This window comes from Mesorhizobium sp. 43Arga, assembly GCF_053714255.1.
The window spans coordinates 259308-281133 of record NZ_JBSKBO010000005.1 but is presented as its reverse complement, the minus strand read 5'-3'; the positions used below and the strand labels follow the sequence as shown (position 1 = coordinate 281133).

General features: G+C 63.2%; 26 protein-coding genes. 14 read left to right on the top strand and 12 right to left on the bottom strand.

Going from position 1 to position 21826, the window contains the following annotated elements; translation table 11 throughout:
* Positions 1-74 precede the first annotated feature (74 nt).
* Together trxA and ACWGS8_RS19590 are read left to right on the top strand one after the other, a co-directional pair.
* Positions 75-398 (top strand): thioredoxin, encoded by a 324-nt coding sequence (trxA, locus tag ACWGS8_RS19595; protein ID WP_010912931.1) that lies wholly within the window; start codon positions 75-77, stop codon positions 396-398.
* A 208-nt stretch (positions 399-606) separates the two neighbouring features.
* Positions 607-888, top strand: coding sequence for a cupin domain-containing protein (locus ACWGS8_RS19590; protein WP_140770270.1), 282 nt, complete (start codon positions 607-609; stop codon positions 886-888).
* A gap of 42 nt (positions 889-930) precedes the next feature.
* Here ACWGS8_RS19590 and ACWGS8_RS19585 read toward each other — a convergent pair whose 3' ends face one another.
* The 6 genes from ACWGS8_RS19585 to ACWGS8_RS19560 all read right to left on the bottom strand — a co-directional run bounded on the left by ACWGS8_RS19585 (position 931) and on the right by ACWGS8_RS19560 (position 6738).
* Entirely contained in the window at positions 931-1350 is a 420-nt protein-coding gene (locus tag ACWGS8_RS19585; RefSeq protein WP_454582469.1) for a VOC family protein, read from the bottom strand.
* A 30-nt stretch (positions 1351-1380) separates the two neighbouring features.
* Entirely contained in the window at positions 1381-2706 is a 1326-nt protein-coding gene (locus ACWGS8_RS19580; protein ID WP_454582468.1) for a bifunctional folylpolyglutamate synthase/dihydrofolate synthase, read from the bottom strand.
* Between the two features lie 184 nt (positions 2707-2890).
* On the bottom strand, positions 2891-3817 hold the full coding sequence (accD, locus tag ACWGS8_RS19575) for an acetyl-CoA carboxylase, carboxyltransferase subunit beta (RefSeq protein WP_454582467.1): 927 nt from the start codon (positions 3815-3817) through the stop codon (positions 2891-2893).
* Between the two features lie 48 nt (positions 3818-3865).
* Positions 3866-4705 carry a tryptophan synthase subunit alpha gene (gene trpA / locus ACWGS8_RS19570; protein WP_454582466.1) on the bottom strand — a complete coding sequence of 280 codons (840 nt, stop codon included), beginning with the start codon at positions 4703-4705 and terminating at the stop codon, positions 3866-3868.
* A 62-nt stretch (positions 4706-4767) separates the two neighbouring features.
* Positions 4768-5988, bottom strand: coding sequence for a tryptophan synthase subunit beta (gene trpB, locus ACWGS8_RS19565; protein ID WP_454582465.1), 1221 nt, complete (start codon positions 5986-5988; stop codon positions 4768-4770).
* 90 nt (positions 5989-6078) lie between these two features.
* Complete coding sequence (locus tag ACWGS8_RS19560) at positions 6079-6738, bottom strand: phosphoribosylanthranilate isomerase (protein WP_454582464.1); 660 nt, start codon at positions 6736-6738, stop codon at positions 6079-6081.
* 125 nt (positions 6739-6863) lie between these two features.
* Between ACWGS8_RS19560 and ACWGS8_RS19555 the strand changes: the two genes are divergently transcribed.
* Positions 6864-7082 carry a hypothetical protein gene (locus ACWGS8_RS19555; RefSeq protein WP_454582463.1) on the top strand — a complete coding sequence of 73 codons (219 nt, stop codon included), beginning with the start codon at positions 6864-6866 and terminating at the stop codon, positions 7080-7082.
* Here ACWGS8_RS19555 and ACWGS8_RS19550 read toward each other — a convergent pair whose 3' ends face one another.
* The 4 genes from ACWGS8_RS19550 to ACWGS8_RS19535 form a co-directional block, all read right to left on the bottom strand.
* Positions 7083-7841 (bottom strand): M48 family metallopeptidase, encoded by a 759-nt coding sequence (locus tag ACWGS8_RS19550; protein ID WP_454582462.1) that lies wholly within the window; start codon positions 7839-7841, stop codon positions 7083-7085.
* Between the two features lie 98 nt (positions 7842-7939).
* On the bottom strand, positions 7940-8422 hold the full coding sequence (locus tag ACWGS8_RS19545) for a DUF2852 domain-containing protein (RefSeq protein WP_454582461.1): 483 nt from the start codon (positions 8420-8422) through the stop codon (positions 7940-7942).
* A gap of 117 nt (positions 8423-8539) precedes the next feature.
* On the bottom strand, positions 8540-9682 hold the full coding sequence (locus tag ACWGS8_RS19540) for a benzoate/H(+) symporter BenE family transporter (protein WP_454582460.1): 1143 nt from the start codon (positions 9680-9682) through the stop codon (positions 8540-8542).
* 2 nt (positions 9683-9684) lie between these two features.
* Positions 9685-10455, bottom strand: coding sequence for an alpha/beta hydrolase (locus tag ACWGS8_RS19535; protein WP_454582459.1), 771 nt, complete (start codon positions 10453-10455; stop codon positions 9685-9687).
* A gap of 221 nt (positions 10456-10676) precedes the next feature.
* On the opposite strand from ACWGS8_RS19535, the gene infC reads away from it, so the two are divergent.
* Positions 10677-11213: a translation initiation factor IF-3 gene (gene infC, locus ACWGS8_RS19530; RefSeq protein WP_010912915.1), complete on the top strand. Its 537-nt coding sequence runs from the start codon at positions 10677-10679 to the stop codon at positions 11211-11213.
* Positions 11214-11239: 26 nt separating this feature from the next.
* Here infC and ACWGS8_RS19525 read toward each other — a convergent pair whose 3' ends face one another.
* The gene (locus ACWGS8_RS19525; protein WP_454582458.1) at positions 11240-11401 is read right to left on the bottom strand and encodes a hypothetical protein; all 162 of its coding nucleotides are present in this window, start codon (positions 11399-11401) and stop codon (positions 11240-11242) included.
* 31 nt (positions 11402-11432) lie between these two features.
* Between ACWGS8_RS19525 and ACWGS8_RS19520 the strand changes: the two genes are divergently transcribed.
* The 7 genes from ACWGS8_RS19520 to ACWGS8_RS19490 all read left to right on the top strand — a co-directional run bounded on the left by ACWGS8_RS19520 (position 11433) and on the right by ACWGS8_RS19490 (position 17646).
* The gene (locus ACWGS8_RS19520) at positions 11433-12059 is read left to right on the top strand and encodes a methyltransferase family protein (protein WP_454582457.1); all 627 of its coding nucleotides are present in this window, start codon (positions 11433-11435) and stop codon (positions 12057-12059) included.
* 182 nt (positions 12060-12241) lie between these two features.
* Positions 12242-12445 carry a 50S ribosomal protein L35 gene (gene rpmI / locus ACWGS8_RS19515; RefSeq protein ID WP_006201248.1) on the top strand — a complete coding sequence of 68 codons (204 nt, stop codon included), beginning with the start codon at positions 12242-12244 and terminating at the stop codon, positions 12443-12445.
* 88 nt (positions 12446-12533) lie between these two features.
* A complete protein-coding gene (rplT, locus tag ACWGS8_RS19510) occupies positions 12534-12935 on the top strand; it encodes a 50S ribosomal protein L20 (RefSeq protein ID WP_027053776.1) in 402 nt (133 codons plus the stop codon).
* Positions 12936-13049: 114 nt separating this feature from the next.
* Positions 13050-14180 (top strand): phenylalanine--tRNA ligase subunit alpha, encoded by a 1131-nt coding sequence (gene pheS, locus ACWGS8_RS19505; RefSeq protein ID WP_454582456.1) that lies wholly within the window; start codon positions 13050-13052, stop codon positions 14178-14180.
* A complete protein-coding gene (locus tag ACWGS8_RS19500; protein WP_454582455.1) occupies positions 14177-14599 on the top strand; it encodes a GFA family protein in 423 nt (140 codons plus the stop codon). The genes pheS and ACWGS8_RS19500 overlap by 4 nt, the downstream gene beginning before the upstream one ends.
* A complete protein-coding gene (gene pheT / locus ACWGS8_RS19495) occupies positions 14596-17004 on the top strand; it encodes a phenylalanine--tRNA ligase subunit beta (RefSeq protein ID WP_454582454.1) in 2409 nt (802 codons plus the stop codon). Before ACWGS8_RS19500 ends, pheT begins: the two co-directional genes overlap by 4 nt.
* Before the next feature lie 39 nt (positions 17005-17043).
* Complete coding sequence (locus ACWGS8_RS19490) at positions 17044-17646, top strand: nucleotidyltransferase family protein (RefSeq protein WP_454582453.1); 603 nt, start codon at positions 17044-17046, stop codon at positions 17644-17646.
* Between the two features lie 621 nt (positions 17647-18267).
* On the opposite strand, the gene ACWGS8_RS19485 is transcribed toward ACWGS8_RS19490, so the two are convergent.
* Positions 18268-19263 (bottom strand): aldo/keto reductase, encoded by a 996-nt coding sequence (locus ACWGS8_RS19485; protein WP_454582452.1) that lies wholly within the window; start codon positions 19261-19263, stop codon positions 18268-18270.
* Positions 19264-19359: 96 nt separating this feature from the next.
* Between ACWGS8_RS19485 and ACWGS8_RS19480 the strand changes: the two genes are divergently transcribed.
* From ACWGS8_RS19480 to ACWGS8_RS19470, 3 genes are all read left to right on the top strand, one after another.
* Positions 19360-20250 (top strand): LysR family transcriptional regulator, encoded by an 891-nt coding sequence (locus ACWGS8_RS19480; RefSeq protein WP_454582451.1) that lies wholly within the window; start codon positions 19360-19362, stop codon positions 20248-20250.
* 268 nt (positions 20251-20518) lie between these two features.
* Positions 20519-21091, top strand: coding sequence for a cytochrome b (locus ACWGS8_RS19475; RefSeq protein WP_454582450.1), 573 nt, complete (start codon positions 20519-20521; stop codon positions 21089-21091).
* 68 nt (positions 21092-21159) lie between these two features.
* Entirely contained in the window at positions 21160-21735 is a 576-nt protein-coding gene (locus ACWGS8_RS19470; RefSeq protein ID WP_454582449.1) for a YceI family protein, read from the top strand.
* Positions 21736-21826: the final 91 nt, after the last annotated feature.

The following is a 21826-nucleotide window of genomic DNA, read 5'->3' as shown; positions in this document are numbered from 1 at the left end:
AAGACCTGCTTGAAGAAGGGCTAGATAACCACCACATTTGGTGCGACAAAGAACTCTCGAAAGGAATTTTCCGCATGGGTGCCACCGTCAAGGTCGATAAGAACAATTTCCAGGCTGACGTGCTCAACGCCAACGTACCGGTGGTGGTTGATTTCTGGGCGGAATGGTGCGGCCCCTGCAAGCAGATCGCGCCGTCGCTCGAAGACATCGCCACTGAACTCGGAGCCAAGATCAAGATCGCCAAACTCAACATCGATGAGAACCCCGAGCTTGCCGCGCAGTTCGGCGTGCGCTCGATCCCGACGCTGATGATCTTCAAGGGTGGCGAAGTGGCCGACATGAAGGTTGGCGCCGCACCGAAGACCGCGCTGTCGCACTGGATCAATGGCAGCCTCTGATCGACTCAACATTCTCGATCCCAAGAGCCCGGCCATTGCGCCGGGCTTTTTGTTGGCGCCACCTACAGCGCCGCGCGTCCTTGAACGCGCAAAGGACGCTGTAGCGATTGGATGGCTCATGATCCTCTGGGTCATGCGCTGGGCCGCTCTGGCCCTCACATCAGGGCACGCCATGTCTTCTGCTGGCGGTAGAAACAGGGAGAGCGACATGACCGGATCCGCCAAGGCCACCGTCTTCATCGACAATGAGCGCGTCATCGTCACCGAATACCGCTTCCAGCCGGGCGACAACACCGGCTGGCATCGCCATGGCCACGATTATGTCGTGGTGCCGCTGATGGACGGCAAGCTGAAGCTCAAGACCAAGGACGGCGAAACCTTCGCCGAGATGAAGAAAGGCGCGCCCTATTTCCGCAAGGAGGGCGTCGAGCACGACGTCATCAGCGCCAATGACGGCGAATATGCCTTTATCGAGATCGAGCTGAAGTGACCCGCCAGGGCCGTGCCCGGACTGGTGCAAGCTGGAATGCGGTCACCAGTCGGCGATGCGGTCGCCGCCGATGAACTGCGCGCTTTTGGCGGTGTATTCGAACAGCTCGATCTTCACGCCGTTGGGATCACGGATCCAGGCCTGAAACGTGTCGTCGCAGGCATGCTTCTTGGCCGTGACGTCGACGCCCTTCGACTTGATATGAGCGATCGCGGCGTCGATGTCTTCGACTTCCAGGCAGAAATGGTTGATCTGATTGAGCTCGGTGAAGCTCGTGCCGTCTTTCTGGAACACCTCGACATGGCTGCGGCCGCCGCAATCCAAATAGAAGCCGAAAATCTTGCCGTCGCGCAGGAAATTGAACCTTGTGTCCATGCCGAGCACGTCGCGGTAGAAGCTTCGCGTCGTTTCCAGATCATGCGCGAGGATGCAGACATGGGCGAGCTGCTTCACCTTGATCATCACGGGCTCCCTGCGTCGGTCATCAAGCGCTCAGGTCGGCGGCGTGCCATTCTCGGCCAGCACCGCGCCGGCAAGATAGAGTGATCCGCCGATCAGGATGCGCGGCGGCGGGCCGTCCCAGGTGTCGCGCAGCAGCATCAGCGCGTTGGCGACGGAACTCACAGGCTCGGCCGTAAGCCCGGCTTCCGTAGCGCGGATCGCCAGTTCGTCATTCGGCACGCCGGCATCGCTCAGGCTCACCGGCACGGTGTAGACGTGCCGGACGAGGCCCTTGAAGGCGCGGAAATAGCCGCTCTGGTCCTTGGTGTTGATCATGCCCGAAATGAGGAAGAGCGGCCGCGGGTTCTTTTCCTCCTGTTCGGCCAGCGCCTCGGCGACGACCACGCCGGCGCCCGGATTGTGGCCGCCGTCGAGCCAGATGTCGGCGCCCTTCGGTGCCCGCTCTGTCAGCCGGCCTTGCATCAGCTTCTGCATGCGGCCGGGCCAGGCGACATGGGTCATCGCCTTCTCGGCGGCGCGATGGCTGATCTCGAAGCCCGCCGCCTTGACCGCGGCGATCGCCGCGGCCGCATTGGCGAACTGATGGCGCCCGGGCAGGCGCGGCGGCGGCAGGTCCATCAGCCCGTCCTCGTCCTGGTAGACCATGCGGCCGTTTTCCTCGAAGGCGAGGAAATCCTGGCCATAGACGTAGGTCGGGCACTCCAGCCGCTCGGCGGTCTCGATCAGCACCTGCAGCGCCGTCTCGCTTTCCTGCGCGCCGATGACCACCGGGCAGCCGCGCTTCATGATGCCGGCCTTTTCGGCGGCGATCAGTTCGACCCGGTCGCCGAGATAGGCTTCGTGGTCCATCGACACCGGCATGATCACCGTCACGGCGGGCCTGGCGACAACATTGGTGGCGTCGAAACGACCGCCGAGGCCGACCTCGATGATGGCGGCTTCGGCGGGATGTTCGGAAAACAGGATGAAGGTGACGGCGGTGAGGATCTCGAAGACGGTGATCTTCTGGCCGTCATTGGCCTTGGCGACGCGGGCAATGGCCTCGGCGAAGGTCTCATCGTCGACGAGTTTGCCGCCGCCTTCGTCAGCCAGCCGGTAGCGCTCGGCCCAGTTCACCAGATGCGGCGAAGTATGGACATGGACAAGGTGGCCGGCGGCTTCGAGCAGCGCACGGGAAAAGGCGGCGCAGGAACCCTTGCCGTTGGTGCCGGCGATGTGGATGACCGGCGGCAGCAAGTCCTGCGGATTGCCCAGCCGCTGCAAAAGCCGCGTGATGCGGTCGAGCGAAAGGTCGAAGCCTTTCGGGTGAAGCACCATCAGGGCTTCGATTTCACGGTCGGCGGCAAGCGTTGTCATGACAAGATCCCGGCGCATGGCCCGAGAACCAGAATCAATCCCGGAATGGCCATGGCAATCAAAAGGCTACAGCGCGCCATGGACATGGCGCAATCACTGTTCGCGGCGGCCAAGGCAGCCTTGTTTTGTGCATGTCGTTTTCCAAAAACCGAGGTCATTTTTGGGCGACATGCACAGTGTCGCGTCAGGGGTGCGGCCTGGCTTCGGCGGCAACCACCGCGGGCGGCAGGATTTCCGGCTCCAGCGGCTTCTGCTCGCCCGGCATCTTGAGCAGCATCTTCAACAGCCGCGCGACCGTTTGGCGCATCTCCAGCCGCGACACCACCATGTCGACCATGCCGTGCTCCATCAGATATTCGGAGCGCTGGAAGCCGTCCGGCAGTTTCTCGCGGATGGTCTGCTCAATGACGCGCGGCCCGGCAAAGCCGATCAGCGCACCCGGTTCAGCGATATGCACGTCGCCCAGCATGGCATAGGAGGCGGTGACGCCGCCGGTGGTCGGGTTGGTCAGCACGACGATATAGGGAAGGCCGGCTTCCTTCAGCCGGTCGACGCCGACCGTGGTGCGCGGCAATTGCATAAGGGACAATATACCTTCCTGCATGCGCGCGCCGCCTGAGGCGGCGAACAGGATCAGCGGCCGCTTGCGCTGCAGGGCGACCTCGAAAGCATGCACGATGGCGTCGCCCGCCGCCATGCCGAGCGAGCCGCCCATGAAGGCGAAATCCTGCACCGTCACCACCACCGGCAGGCCGTCGATGGTGCCCAGCGCGTTGACGATGGCATCTTCCAGGCCAGTCTTCGCCTTGGCGTCTTTCAGCCGGTCGGTGTAGCGCTTCTCGTCGCGGAACTTCAGCGGATCCAGCACGACCTTGGGGTTTTCGAGCTGCTCGTACTTGCCGTCGTCGAGGAAGTATTTCAGCCGCTCCTTGGCCGAAATCTTCATGTGATGGCCGGAAGACGGGATGACGAACTGGTTGGATTCCAGATCCTTGTGGAACACCATTTCGCCGGTCTCGGGATCTTTGATCCAGAGATTCTCGGGCATGTCGGTGCGCCGGCCGAGCATCGAATTGATTTTCGGGCGAACGTAATTGGTGATCCAGTTCATCGCTTCGGCTCCTGTCCTGACGAAGAGTTGGCTAAAGACGTAGGAAAACTATTCGGCAGCAGCAAGGCGGGCCGAGCGCACGCCTTGCGCCAGGCCGCTGACCAGCGTGGCGACGGCCTCGGCCGGGTCGGCGGTCTTTTCGCCCTTCGGCCCCAGCACATTGGCGACCGCATTGACGATCGCAGTGCCGACGACGACACCATCGGCATTGGCGCCGATGACACGCGCCTGCTCGGCGGTCTTGACGCCGAAGCCGACGCAGACCGGCAGGTTTGTGTGGCCCTTAATCCGGTTGACGGCGGCGGCCACCTTGCCGGTGTCAGCCAGCGCCGAGCCGGTAATGCCGGTCATCGAGACGTAGTAGACGAAGCCGGAGGTATTCTGGAGCACCTTGGGCAAGCGCTTGTCGTCGGTGGTCGGCGTCGCCAGGCGGATGAAGTTGATGCCGGCCTTCAGCGCCGGAATGCAGAGTTCCTCGTCCATTTCCGGCGGCAGGTCGACGACGATCAGCCCGTCGATGCCGCTGGCCAGCGCGTCTTTCAGGAAGCGGTCGACGCCGTAGATGTAGATCGGGTTGTAGTAACCCATCAGCACGATCGGCGTTTCATTGTCGCCGGCGCGGAACTCGGACGCCATCTTCAGCGTCTTGACCAGCGTCTGGCCGCCTTTCAGCGCCCGCAGGCCCGCAGCCTGGATCGCTGGGCCGTCTGCCATCGGATCGGAAAACGGCATGCCGAGCTCGATGATGTCGGAGCCGGCGCCGGGGAGCGCCTTCATGATCGAGAGCGAGGTGTCGTAGTCGGGGTCGCCGCCCATGAAATAGGTGACGAGTGCCGGGCGGCCTTCGGTCTTGAGCTTCGCCATGCGGCGGTCGATGCGGGTGGTCATGTCTGGCCCTTTGGACGAATTTTGCTCATAATCAACTCCCAAATCGAAACTATCCAAAGGGCCTAGATCTCCATGCCCAGCATCGAGGCCACTGTGTGCACGTCCTTGTCACCACGGCCGGACAGGTTGACGATGACGAGCTGGTCCCTGTCCATGGCGGGCACGATCTTCACCGCGTGGGCGATGGCGTGCGCCGATTCCAGCGCCGGGATAATGCCTTCGACACGCGTCGTCAGCTTGAAGGCTTCCAGCGCCTCATCGTCGAGGATCGGCACATATTCGACGCGGCCGGAGTCGCGCAGCCAGGAATGTTCCGGGCCGACGCCGGGATAGTCGAGACCGGCCGAGATCGAATGGCCGTCCATGATCTGGCCGTCGGCATTCTGCAGGAGATAGGTGCGGTTGCCGTGCAGCACGCCGGGCGAACCGGCATTCATCGAGGCGCAGTGCTCGATGCCGTCAAGGCCGCGTCCGCCGGCCTCGATGCCGATGATGCGCACATCCTTGTCGTCGAGGAAGGGGTGGAACAGGCCGATGGCATTCGAGCCGCCGCCGACAGCGGCGATGATGGTGTCGGGCAGTCGGCCTTCCTGTTCGAGGATCTGCGCGCGCGCCTCAGTGCCGATCACCGACTGGAAGTCACGCACCAGCTCCGGATAGGGGTGCGGGCCGGCGGCGGTGCCGATCAGATAGTAGGTGTCCTCGACATTGGTGACCCAATCACGAAGGGCTTCGTTCATGGCGTCCTTCAGCGTGCCGTGGCCAGCGGTGACCGGCCGCACTTCGGCGCCGAGCAGCTTCATGCGGAACACGTTCGGGCTCTGCCGGGCAACGTCGGTGGCGCCCATATAGACGACGCAGGGATAGCCGAAGCGCGCGGCGACGGTGGCGGATGCCACGCCATGCTGGCCGGCACCGGTCTCGGCGATGATGCGCTTCTTGCCCATGCGCTTGGCCAGCAGGATCTGGCCGAGGCAGTTGTTGATCTTGTGCGAGCCGGTGTGGTTCAGGTCCTCACGTTTGAAATAGACTTTTGCACCTCCGAGATGCTTCGTAAGACCCTCGGCGAAATAGAGCTTCGACGGCCGCCCGGCATAGTGGGTCGAAAGATCGGTGAGCTCAGCCCTGAAATCCGGATCGTTCTTGACCTCGTTCCAGTGCCGCTCCAGGTCGAGGATCAGCGGCATCAGCGTTTCGGCGACGAAACGACCGCCAAAAATGCCGAACATGCCCTGCTCGTCGGGTCCGGTGCGGAAGGAATTGGGTGTCGCCGGCTTGTTCATCGCCGATCTCCTGGCATCTTGACTTTGTTGAGCATGTCCTTGTCGGAAAACCGGTTCCCACTTTTCCGGGGCATGCTCTCGTTTAAGGCGTTAGGCGGCGCGGTCGTCGCGTGCTGCCCGGACGGCCCGGAAAAATTGCTCGATCAACGCCGGATCCTTGACGCCCGGCGCGCTTTCCACACCGGACGAAATGTCTATTCCGGGCGGATTCGCAAGCCGAAGGGCATCGCCGATATTGGCGGCGTTGAGCCCACCGGAAAGCATGTAATCGACGCCGGCGTCAAGGCCGCCAAGGATGCGCCAGTCGAAGGCGACGCCATTGCCACCCGGCAGTTCGGAGCCTTTCGGTGGCTTGGCATCGAACAGGAACCGGTCGGCGATGCCAATGAACGGCTTGACCCGGTCGATGTCGGCGGTCTCGCTGAGCGGCAAGGCCTTCATCACCGGCAAGCCATGACGGGCTTTCAGTTCAAACACCCGTTCGGGCGTTTCCGAGCCGTGCAGCTGCAACATGTCGGGCTGCATGGCCGCGACGATCCCGTCCAGTAAGGCGTCGCTGGCGTCGACCGTGACAGCAACCGCCAAGGCCTTGCCGCGCGCGGCTTCGCGCAGACGCCCGGCTTCAGCCGGCTCGACATAGCGCGGGCTTTTCGCGAAAAAAATAAAACCGACATGGCTGGCACCGCCGGCGAGCGCCGCGGCCATTGCCTGGTCGGTCTTCAAGCCGCAGATTTTGATGTCGAGCGCCATGGCGCGGGAATTGGCATGAAATCGAGACAGAGTCGAGAAAAAGCATGCTGTTTGCCGGCGACGCCAAAGGCGCTACCTATTGATGGACGGGATTAATTGGCAACATGCCGGGCGGGAGAACGATCATGGCCGATAGAACGGTTGCGGAACTGAAGCAGAAGATCGCGCAGGCGCGCGAGGTCATCGCCCATCTGATGGACAAGGCTGCGTTCAACGGCGCCGAGGCGCATCGGGCGCTGGATTATTTCGACGGCGATGAATTCGACCGGAATTTCCTGCCCTGGCCGCATCATGGCGATGAGGGGCTGCGACCCGAGGAACTCAACGCCGCGAATGACGATTGACTACTCGAACGCGATCGCCTGCAGCGCGCCGCCATTGCGCTTCAGCCAGTCCTTGCACCGGTCGGTGTCGGGGCAGAGCTTTTCGCACAGTTTCCAGAATTTCGGGCCGTGGTTCATCTCCTTGAGATGGGCCACCTCATGCGCCACGAGGTAGTTGATGACCGGCTGCGGCGCCATCATGATGCGCCAGGAGAAGGAGAGATTGCCTTCCGAGGTGCAAGAGCCCCAGCGGCTGGAGGTGTCCTTGTAGCGGATCGCCTTGGCGCGCTTGCCGAGCGCCTCGGTGTGTTTGATCACCAGCTTCTCGATCTCCTTCTTGGCCTCGCGCTTCAGGAAGTCGGCGATGCGGCGCGGCAGATGCACACGGTCGCCATGCACGATCAGCAGCGGGCCACGCTCGTCCCGCGATATGGTGACGGTGCCGCGCTTTGACGGTTCATGGACGATACGGTGCGGCACGCCCCGTATCGGGATCTTGATGCCGGGCCGCACCTGTGGCCGCGTCGGCACTTTTGCTAGCCGCTGCTCCAACCAGTCCTGATGGCGGTCGAGGAATCTATCCACCTCGCCACGCCGCAGGCCGGGCGGCACGGTGATGCGCAGGCCCTGGCCGCCGGAATCGATGCGCAGCGTCAGGCGCCGTGCCCGGGCGCTCTCGACGATCTTGAGCGGCAGCGTGCGGCCGGCGACGCAATATTCGCGCTCCACGACTGGCGTGGCCTTGGGCTTCGTCAGATTGCGGAAGAATCCGATGGTCATGGCGGGACGATACGCGATTCGAGAAAAACGACTAGAACAAAAAAGAAACGGCGCCGCTCGCGCGACGCCGTCATCATACCTTGGCCTGTCGCTCGGCCTCAGTCGTCAAGCAGGTTCGAGCCCTTGCCACGCTTGGCCGGGGTCGTGCCGGTGCTCGGATCGGTCTTTGCCGGAGCGGTCGACTTGTTGCGGTTCGCCATGAAGCGATCGAACTCGTCCTGATCCTTGGCGCGGCGCAATTCCCTAGCATAGTCGTCGAACTCGGTCAGCATGTCGTCGAGCTTGCGGCGTTCCTCGGCGAGGCGCTCGAGCTCCTTTTCGCGCCAATCGTCGAAAGCGACATTGCCGGTGCGGGCGGAGCCATTGCCCCAGCGCGCGGCCTTGTCCGAACCACGGCGGCAGCCGGCGAAGATGCCGTCGGTCGCACGGTTGACGTCACGCTTGAAGCCTTCGAGCCGGTCGCCCCAGATGATGTAGGCGAGCATGGCGAAGCCCAGCGGCCAGAACACCATGAAGCCGATCACCATCAACGCGATGGTTGCCGGCGTCCAGGCCGGGCGGATCAATGCAGATGTGTTCATTTTCTCCCATTCCTTCGGTTGGAGACAGCCAGGACCGGCTGCGTGGAATCGAAATGGGAAGGCAAAAACGGTGATTCAAGACAATGTCCGCTAAAACCGGACAAAGGTCTGAAATGATTATCGCTTTTTGAACCTGTCGAGGAAAAGCACGACCAGCCCGGCGATCAGCCCCCAGAATGCCGCGCCGACGCCGAACAGGGTCAGGCCCGACGCGGTGACGACGAAGGTAACGGTGGCGGCCATGCGGTCGCCCTCGTCCTTCAGCGCGATCGCCAGCGCGTTGGCGAGCGAGGCCATCAGCGCGAGACCCGCCACCAGCACGATCAGGCTCTGCGGCAGGACGGCGAAGATCGCCACCAGCGACGCGCCGAAAATCGCGAAGATGAGATAGGCGAGCGCATAGAAGGGGCCGGTCTTCCAGCGCTCGGCGGGGTCGGGATGCACGTCCGGCCCGGTGCAGATCGCCGCCGAAATCGCCGCCAGATTGGTCGTCGAGCCGCCAAATGGCGCCGACAGCAGGGAAAACAGGCCGGTGACGCCGATCAGCGGGCCGGGCTCCGGGTGGTAGCCGGCGGCGCGCAGCACGGCCAGGCCCGACAGGTTCTGCGAGGCCATGGTGACGAGATAGAGCGGCAGGGCCAGGCCGATCATCGCCTTGGCGGTGAAATCGGGCGCGATCAGCGTCAGCGTCGACAGTTCCGGGGTTGGCAGGCCGCCGACACGGCCGGTGAGAAACGCGGCCAGACCGCCACCGATCAGCACCGACAGCACCGACAGCGCCGGGTGGAACACGCGGATCAAAAAGAAGGCCGCGATCAAAGGCAGGATCAACCAGGGGTCGGCGGGAACGGTCTTGACCGCATTGAGGGCGAAGGTGACGACGATGCCGGCGAGCATGCCGGAAGCGACCGAGGGCGGTATCCTGGAGATCAATTGCGTCAGGGGCCGGAACAGGCCGGTGGCGATCAACAGGATGGCGGTGACGATGAAGGCGGCGACCGCCTCGCCGATCGAAAAGCCGGTCGACGCCGCCATCAGCGCCAGGCCTGGCGTCGACCATGCGGTGATGACAGGCATTTTGGTGCGCCAGGACAGCCACAGGCTCTCGATCGCCATGGCAAGGCAAATGGCTGTCACCCAGCTTGCGGTCTGGACCTGCGACGCGCCGACCGCGTGGGCGGCGGCGATGACGATGGCCAGCGTACCGCCAAAGCCGACGATTGCCGCGACGAAAGCCGAGATCGGAATGGAAAGGCGCATCGTCACTTGCCCCGCCCGGCCATGTCGCCGACCGCGCGCACCAGCATGTCGAGATCCTGCGGCCGCGACAGGCGGTGGTCGCCGTCCGGAATGAGCGACAGCGTGACATCATCGGCCGGCAGCAGGCTGACCAGCTTCAGCGCGTGGCTCGACGGCACGTCCGGATCGGCCAGGCCCTGCAGGATGTGGACCGGGCAATGCGTGTCGATCGGACCGGTCATCACCCGGTTGGCGCGCCCGTCCTCGATCAAAGCGCGGGTATAGATGTAGGGCTCGGTTGAATATTCGGACGGCTCGGCGAAGAAACCCTTTTCAGCGAGGGCCCGTTTCTGCGCCTTGGTCAGCACCGGTTCGACCAGCTCGGAGGTAAAATCCGGCGCCGGCGCCAGCAGCACCAGGCCGACGACGCTAGCGTCGCCCGCCTTGTGCAATTCCTGCACCATGCGCAGCACGATCCAAGCGCCCATCGAGGAGCCGACCAGGATCTGATTGCCCTTGGCAAACTTCCGAAACACGGCAAGGCTTTGCGACAGCCAAGTCGAAATCGTGCCGTCGGCAAAGGCGCCGCCGGATTCGCCATGGCCGGAATAGTCATGGCGCAGGAAGGAGCGGCCCTCTTTCGCCGCCCAGTCCGACAGGGTCTCGGCCTTCGTGCCCAGCATGTCCGACTTGTAGCCGCCGAGCCAGACGATGCCGGGTGTCGAGCCCGCACTATGGCGCACCGCGATGCGCGATCCATCGACATCAAGAAAGGTCGGGGGCGTGACGGTCATGGCTTTTTCCTCAGGCCCCTCTTCTGGCTCGGGGTTCTTGTGGCACAGCCACGGGCGTGGCGAAAAGTGCTCGCGCTGTTTCTTTGTTTGGTGCAGGCGGTGATCAGGGTGATTTTCTGTCAATGCTGTGCTATTGACTCCGCCCGCGCGCTCACCACAGTGGCGCGTCCACGCATCAAGACTGACAAATCCTGAACGAAACGGCCAAGGAGACCACGACCATTCGCAGACCTTTCAAAGCAGCGGCGCCGACCAAGGATGGGCCGCGCTCCAACCGTGACATCCGGGTTCCCCGGGTCCAGCTTATCGACGCCGAAGGCCAGAACCGCGGCGATGTTTCCATCAACGACGCATTGCTGCTCGCCGAAGAGGCCGGGCTCGATCTCGTTGAGATATCGCCCAATGCGGTACCGCCCGTCGTAAAGATCCTCGATCTCGGCAAGTTGAAATACGCCAACCAGAAGAAGGCGGCCGAGGCGCGCAAGAATCAGAAGGTCATCGAGATCAAGGAGATCAAGATGCGCCCGAACATCGACAGCCATGACTACGAGACCAAGATGAAGGCGGTGCGCCGCTTCTTCGAGGAAGGCGACAAGGTCAAGCTGACGCTGCGCTTCCGCGGCCGCGAGATGGCGCACATGGAACTCGGCATGCAGCTTCTGAACAAGGTGCGCGAGGAAGTGGCGACCATCGCCAAGGTCGAGGCGGAGCCGAAGCTCGAAGGCCGCCAGATGATGATGGTGCTGGCGCCGCGCTAAGGTGTGCTGAATATCAACACCTGAGATCATGATAAAGTCAGGCGTGACCAGCGCTCCAAATCCGCCTGAATTGTCTTGCAGAGCGTCCCGGCGATCGGCGGGACGCCTGTTTCTCGGCTAAAGCTGCGATCGCCGGCTTTGTATTTATGCATGGCGTCCTCCCAAACCGGGGCCACTTTGGGCGACATGCAATAGGCTCCTCGACGATCGGACACCCCCTTGGACAACGAACTCAAATACGGGCTGGGCAATTACCAGCAGATGCGTCGGCTGGTGCTTGCCGTGCTCGTGGTGGTGCTGTTTCTGGCGCTGCTGTTCGGTCAATCGACCTTCCCGCCCGACACGCCGGTGCATGAAACAATCGAGATGTTCGGCGTGCTGCTGATTTTCCTCGGCATCGTCGGCCGCCTCTGGGCGACGCTCTATATTGGCGGACGCAAATCCTCCGAGGTGGTGACAGGCGGGCCCTATTCGATCACCCGCAACCCGCTTTATGTGTTCTCGACCGTGGCCGCGGCCGGCGTCGGCGCACAAATCGGCTCGTTCTCGGGGATCATCCTGTTCGCGCTGCTGTGCGCGGGGGCCTTCCATATCGTCATCCTGCGCGAGGAGAAATTCCTCAAGGAAGCGCTCGGCGCGCCCTATCAGGCCTATCTGGACAAGGTGCCGCGCTTCTTCCCGAAGCTTTCCCTCTATCAGGAGGGCGACACCGGCAGTTTCAAGCCGCGCCTGCTGCTGACCACGCTGCTCGACGGCCTGGTGTTCCTGATCGCGCTGCCGGCCTTCGAACTGATCGACGGCGCGCAGCAGTCGGGCATGCTGCCGGTGTGGTTCACGCTGCCCTGAGCGGGGACAGAGCGTCGCTCGGCTTCAGGTGTTGCGCACGGGCCGTGTTTGACGTATAGGACCGCCGTTCAAGAAAACCGCCCGGCAGGGCATGCCGTGGCGGTTTCATTTGCTTTTCGGGCTTTGGTCGGCCCGGAGCGAACAAGAAGCGCGATAGTGCGCCAACAATACGGAGTAGCAAAATGCCCAAGATGAAGACCAAGTCGGCCGCCAAGAAGCGGTTCAAGATCACAGGTACGGGTAAAGTCCTGTCGGCTGCGGCCGGCAAGCGTCACGGCATGATCAAGCGTTCCAACAAGTTCATTCGAAATGCCCGCGGCACGATGGTTCTGGCTGAACCGGATGGCAAGAAGGTCATCAAGAATTTTCTGCCGAACGGCCTCTAAGGGCATTCGGACCGGACAACGTTTGTTTTACGCAATTCCGAACGGAAAACCGCACTTTTCCTGGAATTGCTTTTAAGGAGATCATGACATGGCACGCGTAAAGAGAGGCGTCACCGCTCACGCCAAGCACAAGAAGGTCCTGAAAGCCGCCAAGGGTTTCTACGGCCGTCGCAAGAATACCATCCGCATCGCCAAGCAGGCGGTGGAAAAGTCGCTGCAGTACGCTTACCGCGACCGCAAGAACCGCAAGCGCTCGTTCCGCGCGCTGTGGATCCAGCGCATCAACGCCGCGACCCACGAGCATGGCCTGACCTATGGCCGCTTCATCGACGGCCTCAACAAGGCCGGCATCGAGATCGATCGCAAGATCCTGTCGGACATGGCCATCCACGAGCCGCAGGCTTTCGCCGCGCTGGTGGCCAAGGCCAAGGTCGCGCTCGAATATCTGAAGAACACCACGCCGAACGCTTTTGAAAGCGCTGTCGCCTAAGACCAGCGCTTCCCAAGCATTCGCAATTCTGATTATGGGGAACCCGCGCTGGCACGGCTGGCGCGGGTTTTTCTTTGACCCTGATGTAACCAAAATGGTGACACCGAAACCGAAATGGTGTCGGTCGCCGATCGAGAGAGTTTCGCCGTGAACGCCACCGCTGGAAATCTTGAAACCCTGGAAGCTTCACTGCTTGCCGACATCGCATCGGCCGCCGATGAATCGGCCATCGAGGCCGTGCGCATCGCCGCTTTCGGCAAGAAGGGCACCGTGTCCGAGATGCTGAAGACGCTTGGCGCCATGACCGCCGAGGAGCGCCAGCTCAAGGGCCCGGTCATCAACGGCCTCAAGAACCGCGTCACCGAGGCGCTGACGGCCCGCAAGGCCGAATTGAAAGACGTGGCTATCGCCGCACGGCTCGCCGCCGAAACGGTCGACGTGACGCTGCCGGTGCGGCAGTCGCCGGCCGAGCGCGGCCGCATCCATCCGATCAGCCAGGTCATCGACGAGATCGCCGCGATCTTCGGCGATCTCGGTTTCGCCATCGCCGAAGGTCCCGATATCGAGACCGACTATTACAATTTCACCGCGCTGAATTTCCCCGAGGGCCATCCGGCGCGCGAGATGCACGACACCTTCTTCTTCCAGCCGGACGAGAAGGGCGAGCGCAAGCTGTTGCGCACGCACACCTCGCCCGTGCAGATCCGCACCATGGAGAAGCAGAAGCCGCCGATCCGCATCGTCATTCCAGGCAAGACCTATCGCCAGGATTCCGACGCCACGCACTCGCCGATGTTCCATCAGGTCGAGGGACTGGTGATCGACAAGACGGCCAACGTCGCCAACATGAAGTGGGTGCTGGAAGAGTTCTGCAAGGCGTTCTTCGAGGTGCCGTCGGTCAAGATGCGCTTCCGGCCGTCCTTCTTCCCGTTCACCGAGCCAAGCCTCGAGGTCGACATCCAGTGCGACCGCTCGCGGCCGGGCGAAGTGCGCTTCGGCGAAGGCTCGGACTGGATGGAGATCCTCGGCTGCGGCATGGTCCACCCCAATGTGCTGCGCGCCGGCGGGCTCGACCCGGACGAGTATCAGGGCTTTGCCTGGGGTATGGGCATCGACCGCATCGCCATGCTGAAATACGGCATGCCGGACCTGCGCGCCTTCTTCGACGCTGACATGCGCTGGCTGTCGCATTACGGTTTCCGGCCGCTCGACATGCCGACGCTGTTCGGCGGCTTGAGCGCATGACAGCGCTCCACATCGGCGGCTGCCGCTGCGGCGCCGTGCGGTTCCAGGCTTCGGCCGAGCCGCATCATGTCAGCTATTGCCATTGCGGCGATTGCCGGCGGGCCAGCGGCGCGCCGGTCTCGGCCTTTGTCGGCTTCTCGTCCGATCAGGTTGCGTTCACCGGCAGGGCGCTGAAGATGTACGAGAACGGCCCGGTAACGCGCTCGTTTTGCGGCGTCTGCGGCTCGCCGATCGCCTATGTCGACGAGCGGCTGGACGACGACATCTACTTCATGCTCGGCGCCATGGACGCGCCGGCCGATTTCAAGCCAACGCTGCATGCCTATGTCAGCGAGCAGCTTCCCTTCCTGCATATGTCCGACGATCTGCCGAGACATCTGAAATCAAGCGTCAAAAGACCAGACGGAACAGCCCCATGAAATTCACCCTCTCCTGGCTCAAGGACCATCTCGAGACCGACGCCTCGCTCGACGACATCGTCGAGCGGCTGACGTCGATCGGCCTCGAAGTCGAGCATGTCGACGACAAGTCGAGCCTGAAACCCTTTGTCATCGCCAAGGTGCTGACGGCGGTGCAACACCCCGATGCCGACCGGCTGCGCGTGCTGACCGTCGATACCGGCGACGGCAAGCCCCCCGTACAAGTGGTGTGCGGCGCGCCGAATGCGCGGGCCGGCCTGATCGGTGCCTTCGCCGCGCCTGGCACCTATGTGCCGGGCATCGACGTGACACTGACGGTCGGCAAGATCCGTGGCGTCGAAAGCCATGGCATGATGTGTTCCGAGCGCGAGCTGGAACTGTCCGACGAGCACAATGGCATCATCGACCTGCCGGCCGACGCGCCGGTCGGCACCAGCTTCGCGTCCTATGCGCATCTCGACGATCCGGTCATCGAAATCAATCTGACGCCGAACCGGCCGGATGCCACCAGCGTCTACGGCATTGCCAGGGATCTGGCGGCAAGCGGGCTCGGCACGCTGAAAAGCGCTGCGGTCGAAAAGATCCCCGGCAAGGGCGAGACGCCGGTCAAGGTGGTCATCGAAGCGCCGGAGCTTTGCCCGGGCTTCGCCTTGCGACTGGTGCGCGGCGTCAGGAACGGCCCATCGCCGAAATGGCTGCAGCAGAGGCTGATCGCCATTGGCCTCAGGCCGATCAGCGCGCTGGTCGACATCACCAACTACGTCACCTTCGATCGCGGCCGGCCGCTGCATGTGTTCGATGCAAAAAAGGTCGCCGGCAACCTTGTCGTGCGCCGTGCCAGGGACGGCGAGAAGGTGATGGCGCTGGACGGTCGCGAATACACGCTGACGCCTGACATGTGCGCCATCGCTGATGACAATGGCGTCGAATCGATCGCCGGCGTGATGGGCGGTGAGCATTCCGGCTGCGACGAGAACACGACAGACGTGCTCATCGAATCGGCGCTGTGGGATCCGATCACCACCGCCCGCACCGGCCGCACGCTAGGCATCATCACCGATGCGCGCTACCGTTTCGAGCGCGGCGTCGACCCTGAATTCATGGTCCCCGGCGTCGAGCTGGCGACGAGGCTGGTGCTCGATCTCTGCGGCGGTGAGCCGGCCGAGACCGAAGTCGTCGGCTATGCCGGCCACAAGCCCAAGATCGTCTGCTTCCCGCTGTCGGAAGTGACGCGGCTGACCGGCATCGAGGTGCCAAGTGAGGAAAGCCTCGACATCCTGTCGCGCCTCGGCTTCAAGCCGCAGGGCTCGGGCGATGTCGTCGAGGTCGCGGTGCCATCCTGGCGTCCCGATGTCGACGGCAAGGCCGATCTGGTCGAGGAGGTGATGCGCATCCATGGCGTCGACAACATCGCGCCGCAGCCGCTCGGCGCGCATGACGCGGTCAATTCGAAGATCCTGACCACGCTGCAGGTCCGCACCCGCACCGCCAAGCGCGCGCTTGCCGTGCGCGGCATGATGGAGGCCGTCACCTGGTCGTTCATCCCAGCCAAACACGCCGAGCTGTTCGGCGGCGGCCAGATGGCGCTGAAGCTTGCCAACCCGATCGCCGCCGACATGTCCGACATGCGGCCGTCGCTGCTGCCGGGGCTGATCGCCGCCGCGCAGCGCAATGCCGACAAGGGCATTGGCGATGTCGCGCTGTTCGAGGTCTCGGGCACCTATGAGGGCGACGGCGCCGACCAGCAGCGGCGCGTCGCCGCCGGCGTGCGCCGCGGCACGGCCAAGCTCGACGGCTCCGGCCGCAGCTGGGCCGGCAATTCCGGTCCGGTCGGCGTATTCGATGCCAAGGCCGATGCGATCGCCGCACTGGAAGCCTGCGGCGCGCCGGTCGAGCGGCTGCAGATCGAGGCGGGCGGTCCGGCCTGGTACCATCCCGGCCGGTCCGGCACGATCAAGCTCGGGCCGAAGACCGTGCTCGGTACGTTCGGCGAATTCCATCCCAAGACGATGGAAGGGCTCGATGTTTCCGGTCCGCTCTGCGGCTTCGAAGTGTTCGTCGACGCCGTGCCGGAGCCGAAGGCGAAGCCGACGAAGACCAAGCCGAAGCTGGAGCTGTCAGCCTTCCAGGCGGTGAAGCGCGACTTCGCCTTCGTCGTCGACAAGGCGGTCGAGGCCGGTACGCTGGTGCGCGCCGCATTGGCGGCCGACAAGAAGCTGATCACAGCCGTCTCGGTCTTCGACATCTTCGAAGGCGCGTCGCTCGGCGAGGGCAAAAAGTCGATCGCCATTGAAGTGTCGATCCAGCCGATGGAGAAGACGCTGACCGACGAGGATTTCGAGGCGCTGGCCAAGCGCGTCGTCGAGAATGTCGGCAAGCAGACGGGCGGCGTGCTGAGGACGTAAGGGATTGCCGGCAGGTGGCGAATCGCCCTCCAAAGAGTAATGGACCATCTGCGGTATTCCGGGCTCCCGTTTGACGTACAACGTTCGGCGTTTCTGGACATCGCCGCAGATGACCCGCTGCTTGCCGAAACGCTTGCCCGGGCGCGCGATCTAGCGCTGCCGGACTGGCTGGTCGTTTCCGGCGCGCTCTACAACAGCATCTGGAACCATTTGACGGGAAAGCCTTCGGGCTACGGCATCAAAGATGTCGACCTATTCTATTTCGACGAGTCGGACCTGTCCTACGAGGCCGAGGATGCGGTCATCCGCCGTGCTGCCGTGCAATTCGAAGGCCTGACTTTGCCGGTCGAAGTACGCAACCAGGCGCGAGTTCATCTCTGGTACGAAGCGCGCTTTGGCGACACCTATCCCAGGCTTTCCTCGTCTGCTGAAGCGCTTTCCTATTTCGCTTCCAAGACCCATGCGGTCGGCGTCCATTTTGGCGCGGATGGGCAGCTTCACCTGGTGGCGCCCTTCGGCCTTGATGACGTCTTCTCGTTTCGTGTCATGCCGAACCGGGCGCTGGACAACCGCAAAACGCACGAGACCAAGGGCGCCCGCGCGAAGGCCAACTGGCCAGAGATATCAGTCGTGCCTTGGTAGGATGTAAAGTATCGGCGTTGAAGTCTTTTTCAGGAGCGTACTGAGCGCCCGGGCCATGGCCTGTCGGGGCAGGAAACGGGGGCTGAGAGAGCCGATGACCAAAATTCCTGTGAAAAACAGATGTTTGGCCAGAAACGATCGGTGGAAACCGCCCACGGGCGCTTGCATTTCGCTGCGTTACCCGGATTCGTAGTAGTCGATCCGAATCAAGGCAAAGGCCGACCGCAGCGCCAACTGCGATCGACCCTTGGTTCGGACCCAGCATTTAACCCGTCGGGGGAGCTGGGCCGGTCTTGATGAAAGACAGTGCTGTTGAATCAGCATTGTGAATCCGCGTCAACCCCCGACAGCTGTGGTCATTGTGGAAAGGATATCACAATGAATTATCTGAGCGGGGGAAAGACCCCCATCGGGACTAAAAGACGTACGGGTGAAACTTGCCCCGAGAGCGGCGTATGGAAGGTGGATAGTGTCCATGACACCACCACCGCCCCAATTGCCAAGGGCAACACGTTCCCGCCTTACAAAGGTAAGGCTGTGACGTGGGTTCTCATTCAATACGCGTGACAGAAGAACAAGGGGTCGGGCCAAGTTGCTCGGCCCCTTGCCTATAAGGGCCATTCACCCGTTCACCAGCGCCAGCAACTCCTCCGTATAACGCTTGCCCATTACCTTATCCGGCGAAAGCGCGTCACCAATCGCCGCCACTTCGGCAGCACTCAACGCGATCCCCGCCGCCGCCGTGTTCTGCTCCAGATGGCGGATTTTTCGTGCACCGGGGATGGGCACGATGAAGTCGCCCTGATGCAGCACCCAGGCCAGTGCCAGTTGCGCCGAAGTCACGCCCTTTTCCGCCGCCATTTTTTCCAGCGTGGCGATGACCTTGGCGTTGGCTTCCATGGCCTCGGCCTGGAAGCGCGGCAAGGTGCGGCGCCAGTCGCCATCGTCAAGCGTTTCGGGCCTGGCGATGGTGCCGGTCAAAAGGCCACGGCCGAGCGGGCTGTAGGGAACGAAGCCGATGCCGAGTTCGCGGCAGACGGCGAGCACGCCGTCTTCCGGATCGCGGCTCCACAGCGAATACTCGCTCTGCACGGCTGCGATCGGATGCACGGCATGCGCCCGGCGGATGGTCGCCACACTTGCCTCCGACAGGCCTAGCGCGCGGACCTTGCCCTCGCGCACCAGTTCGGCCATGGCACCGACCGTGTCCTCGATCGGCACGTTGGGGTCGACACGGTGCTGGTAATAGAGGTCGATGACATCGGTGCCCAGCCGCTTCAGCGAGGCCTCGGCGACTGCCTTGACGTGCTCGGGACGGCTGTCGACGCCGGCCATGCGGTCGAGGCCGGTGCCTTCCTCCAGAATCTTGAAGCCGAATTTGGTGGCGATCGTCACCTTGTCACGCACCGATTTCAGCGCCTTGCCGAGCAGGATCTCGTTCTCGTAAGGGCCGTAGACTTCCGCCGTGTCGAAGAAGTTGACGCCGATCTCGACGGCGCGGTGCAGCGTGGCGGTCGCCTCGGCCTCCGACTGGCCGCCATAGGCGAAGCTCATGCCCATGCAGCCGAGGCCGACGGGATAGACGTTCAATTCAGTTCCTAGCTTGCGGGTTTGCATCACGCGTCTCCTTGTTGTGATGCCGCTGATGTAGCGCCTTGCGCCATGCTCGATAATCGGCTCATCTGTGCACGGGTCGTTCTAAGAAATAGATCAATGAGCCGAGCGCATCTCTCACAACTGGCCGTGCTGGCTACCGTTGCCCAATGCGGCAGCTTTCGCGGCGCGGCCAGGGAACTGGCTATCGCGCCATCGGCGGTCAGCCATGCGGTGTCCACCCTGGAAGCGCGGCTTGGCGTGCGGCTCTTGGCGCGCAGTACGCGAAGCGTCGCGCCGACCGAGGAAGGGGCGCAACTGCTGGAGCGATTGCGGCCGGCGCTATCGGAGATCGACCTGGCGCTGGAGACGGCGGCCGAGTCGCGCGACCGGCCGGCCGGGAATCTGCGGCTCAGCGTGCCGCGCACAGCAGCGCATCTGGTGCTGACGCCGCGGCTTGGCGCCTTTGCATCGACCTATCCCGACATCGTGCTGGAGATCGTCATCGAGGATCGCTTCACCGATGTGGTGGAAGGTGGTTTCGATGCCGGCGTGCGGCTCGGCGAGAGCCTGGAGCGCGACATGATCGCGGTGCGCATCGGGCCGGACATGCGCGGCGCGGTGGTCGGCGCGCCATCCTATTTCGAGACCATGCCCAGACCGCATCATCCGCGCGACCTCGCCGACCATCGCTGCATCCGCTTCCGCTTCTCCAGCGGCATCCTCTACCGCTGGGAATTCGAAAAGGACGGCGAGGAAATCGAGATTGCCGCACAAGGGCCGCTGATCCTCGACGAGGACCATCTGATCGCCCAGGCGGTGGTCGACGGCGCCGGGCTCGCCTTCGTCTTCGAGCCTTATGTGCGGGCGCCGCTCGCCGACGGAAGGCTGATCCGCGTGCTGGAGGACTGGTGCCCGGCTTTCGAGGGCTTCTTCGTCTACTATCCCAGCCGCAGGCAGATGCGCCCGGCGCTCCGGGCGTTTGTGGATTTCTTCAAGGTAAGTGGATGAGGGGCGTGACAATATCACGCCTCGACGCTGATAATCAAAATTACCAACCGTCGGCGCCGCCCCTCATCTGCCTGCCGGCCCCCTCTTCCCGCAAACGGGGAGAAGGGGCTGACCGCCAGGCCGGCGCCTTTTCCTAAGACTCTGAGATTGGCGAAACCCATCGGCGACAGCCTCTTTCGTCGCGTTTACGGGGAGAAATGCCGGGCAGGGCAATGAGGGGCAGCGCTGCCGTCGGGAAGAAAACGCAATTCGGTGGCGTTTGCCAATCATGCAATCTGCCATCACCAACACCTCCACCCGCTACGGCTGGGCAACCATCCTCCTCCACTGGCTGATCGGGATCATCTTCATCGGCCAATTCGCCCTTGGCTTCATCATGGTGCGGCTGACCAGCCAGCGCACCTCTTTCGAGCTTATCCAGCTGCACAAATCGCTGGGCTTTCTCCTACTTGGACTCATCATCCTGCGCATCGCCTGGCGCATTGGCAATGCGACGCCGCCTCTGCCGGCTTCGGTCGGCGCGCTGGAACGGCGTACGGCGCCGCTCGCGCATCTGGCGCTCTATGCCTTCCAGATCGCCTTGCCCTTGTCCGGCTGGGCGCTGGTCTCGGTGTCGACGCTGGAAATTCCGACCATGCCGTTCAACCTGTTCGTGATGCCCAACCTGCCGCTCGCCGAATCCGACGCCGCCGAAAGCTTCTGGGCGGCAGCGCACTGGTATCTCGCCTATGTCGGCATCGCGCTCGTCGCGCTGCATGTCGCGGCGGCCCTGCGCCATCACCTCGTGTTGCGCGATAGCGTGCTCACGCGCATGATCACACCTTCGTCAGGTGGGGAATAGAGGGGGCGGCCAGCGCGTTTGTGGGGTGAGGACGCGAAACGCGTTGCCTCCAGGAAAGGAACAATCCCATGCATGCGCGCATCCTTGGATTCGCGGCTTTTGCCGCATGCCTTGCCGTGCCCGCAGCCGCGGCGGTGGCGTTGAGCGACGCCGCCGGCAGCTACACGGTCAGCCCGGCGGGCTCCAGCATCCGTTTCACGATAGGCAAGGCCGGCGGCGGCGGCTTCGATGGCGCCTTCGCCCGCTTCAAGGGCACGATCCGCATCGACAATGGCGATGTCGGTCGCTCGAAGGTCGACCTTACCATCTATCCGGAAAGCGTCGGCACCGGCCAGGGCCGCATCGACGCCTTCCTGCGCTCCGATGCGGTGTTCGATGCCGCCAACAGCCCCGAGATCCAATTCCGCTCGACCAGCGTGACCCGCACCGGCGACACGTCAGCCCTTGTCACCGGCAGGCTGACGGCACGCGGCAAGACGTTTGCGGAAAAATTCACCGCCGAGCTCAACGGTTTGAAGGGCGGCACGATCAAATTCCATGTCACCGGCAAGGTGCTACGGTCACGCTACGGCATGGATGTCGGCACGCCGCTCTATTCCAACGTCGTCGACTTCGACATGACGCTGACGGGGAAGCGGGGGTAGCGGCATTCTCGCCCGCAACGCGTGGGGCGAGGAACCAGCACATCGCATTGGCTTTTCCGTCGATTTCGGGCAAACCTCGTCTGATATTACC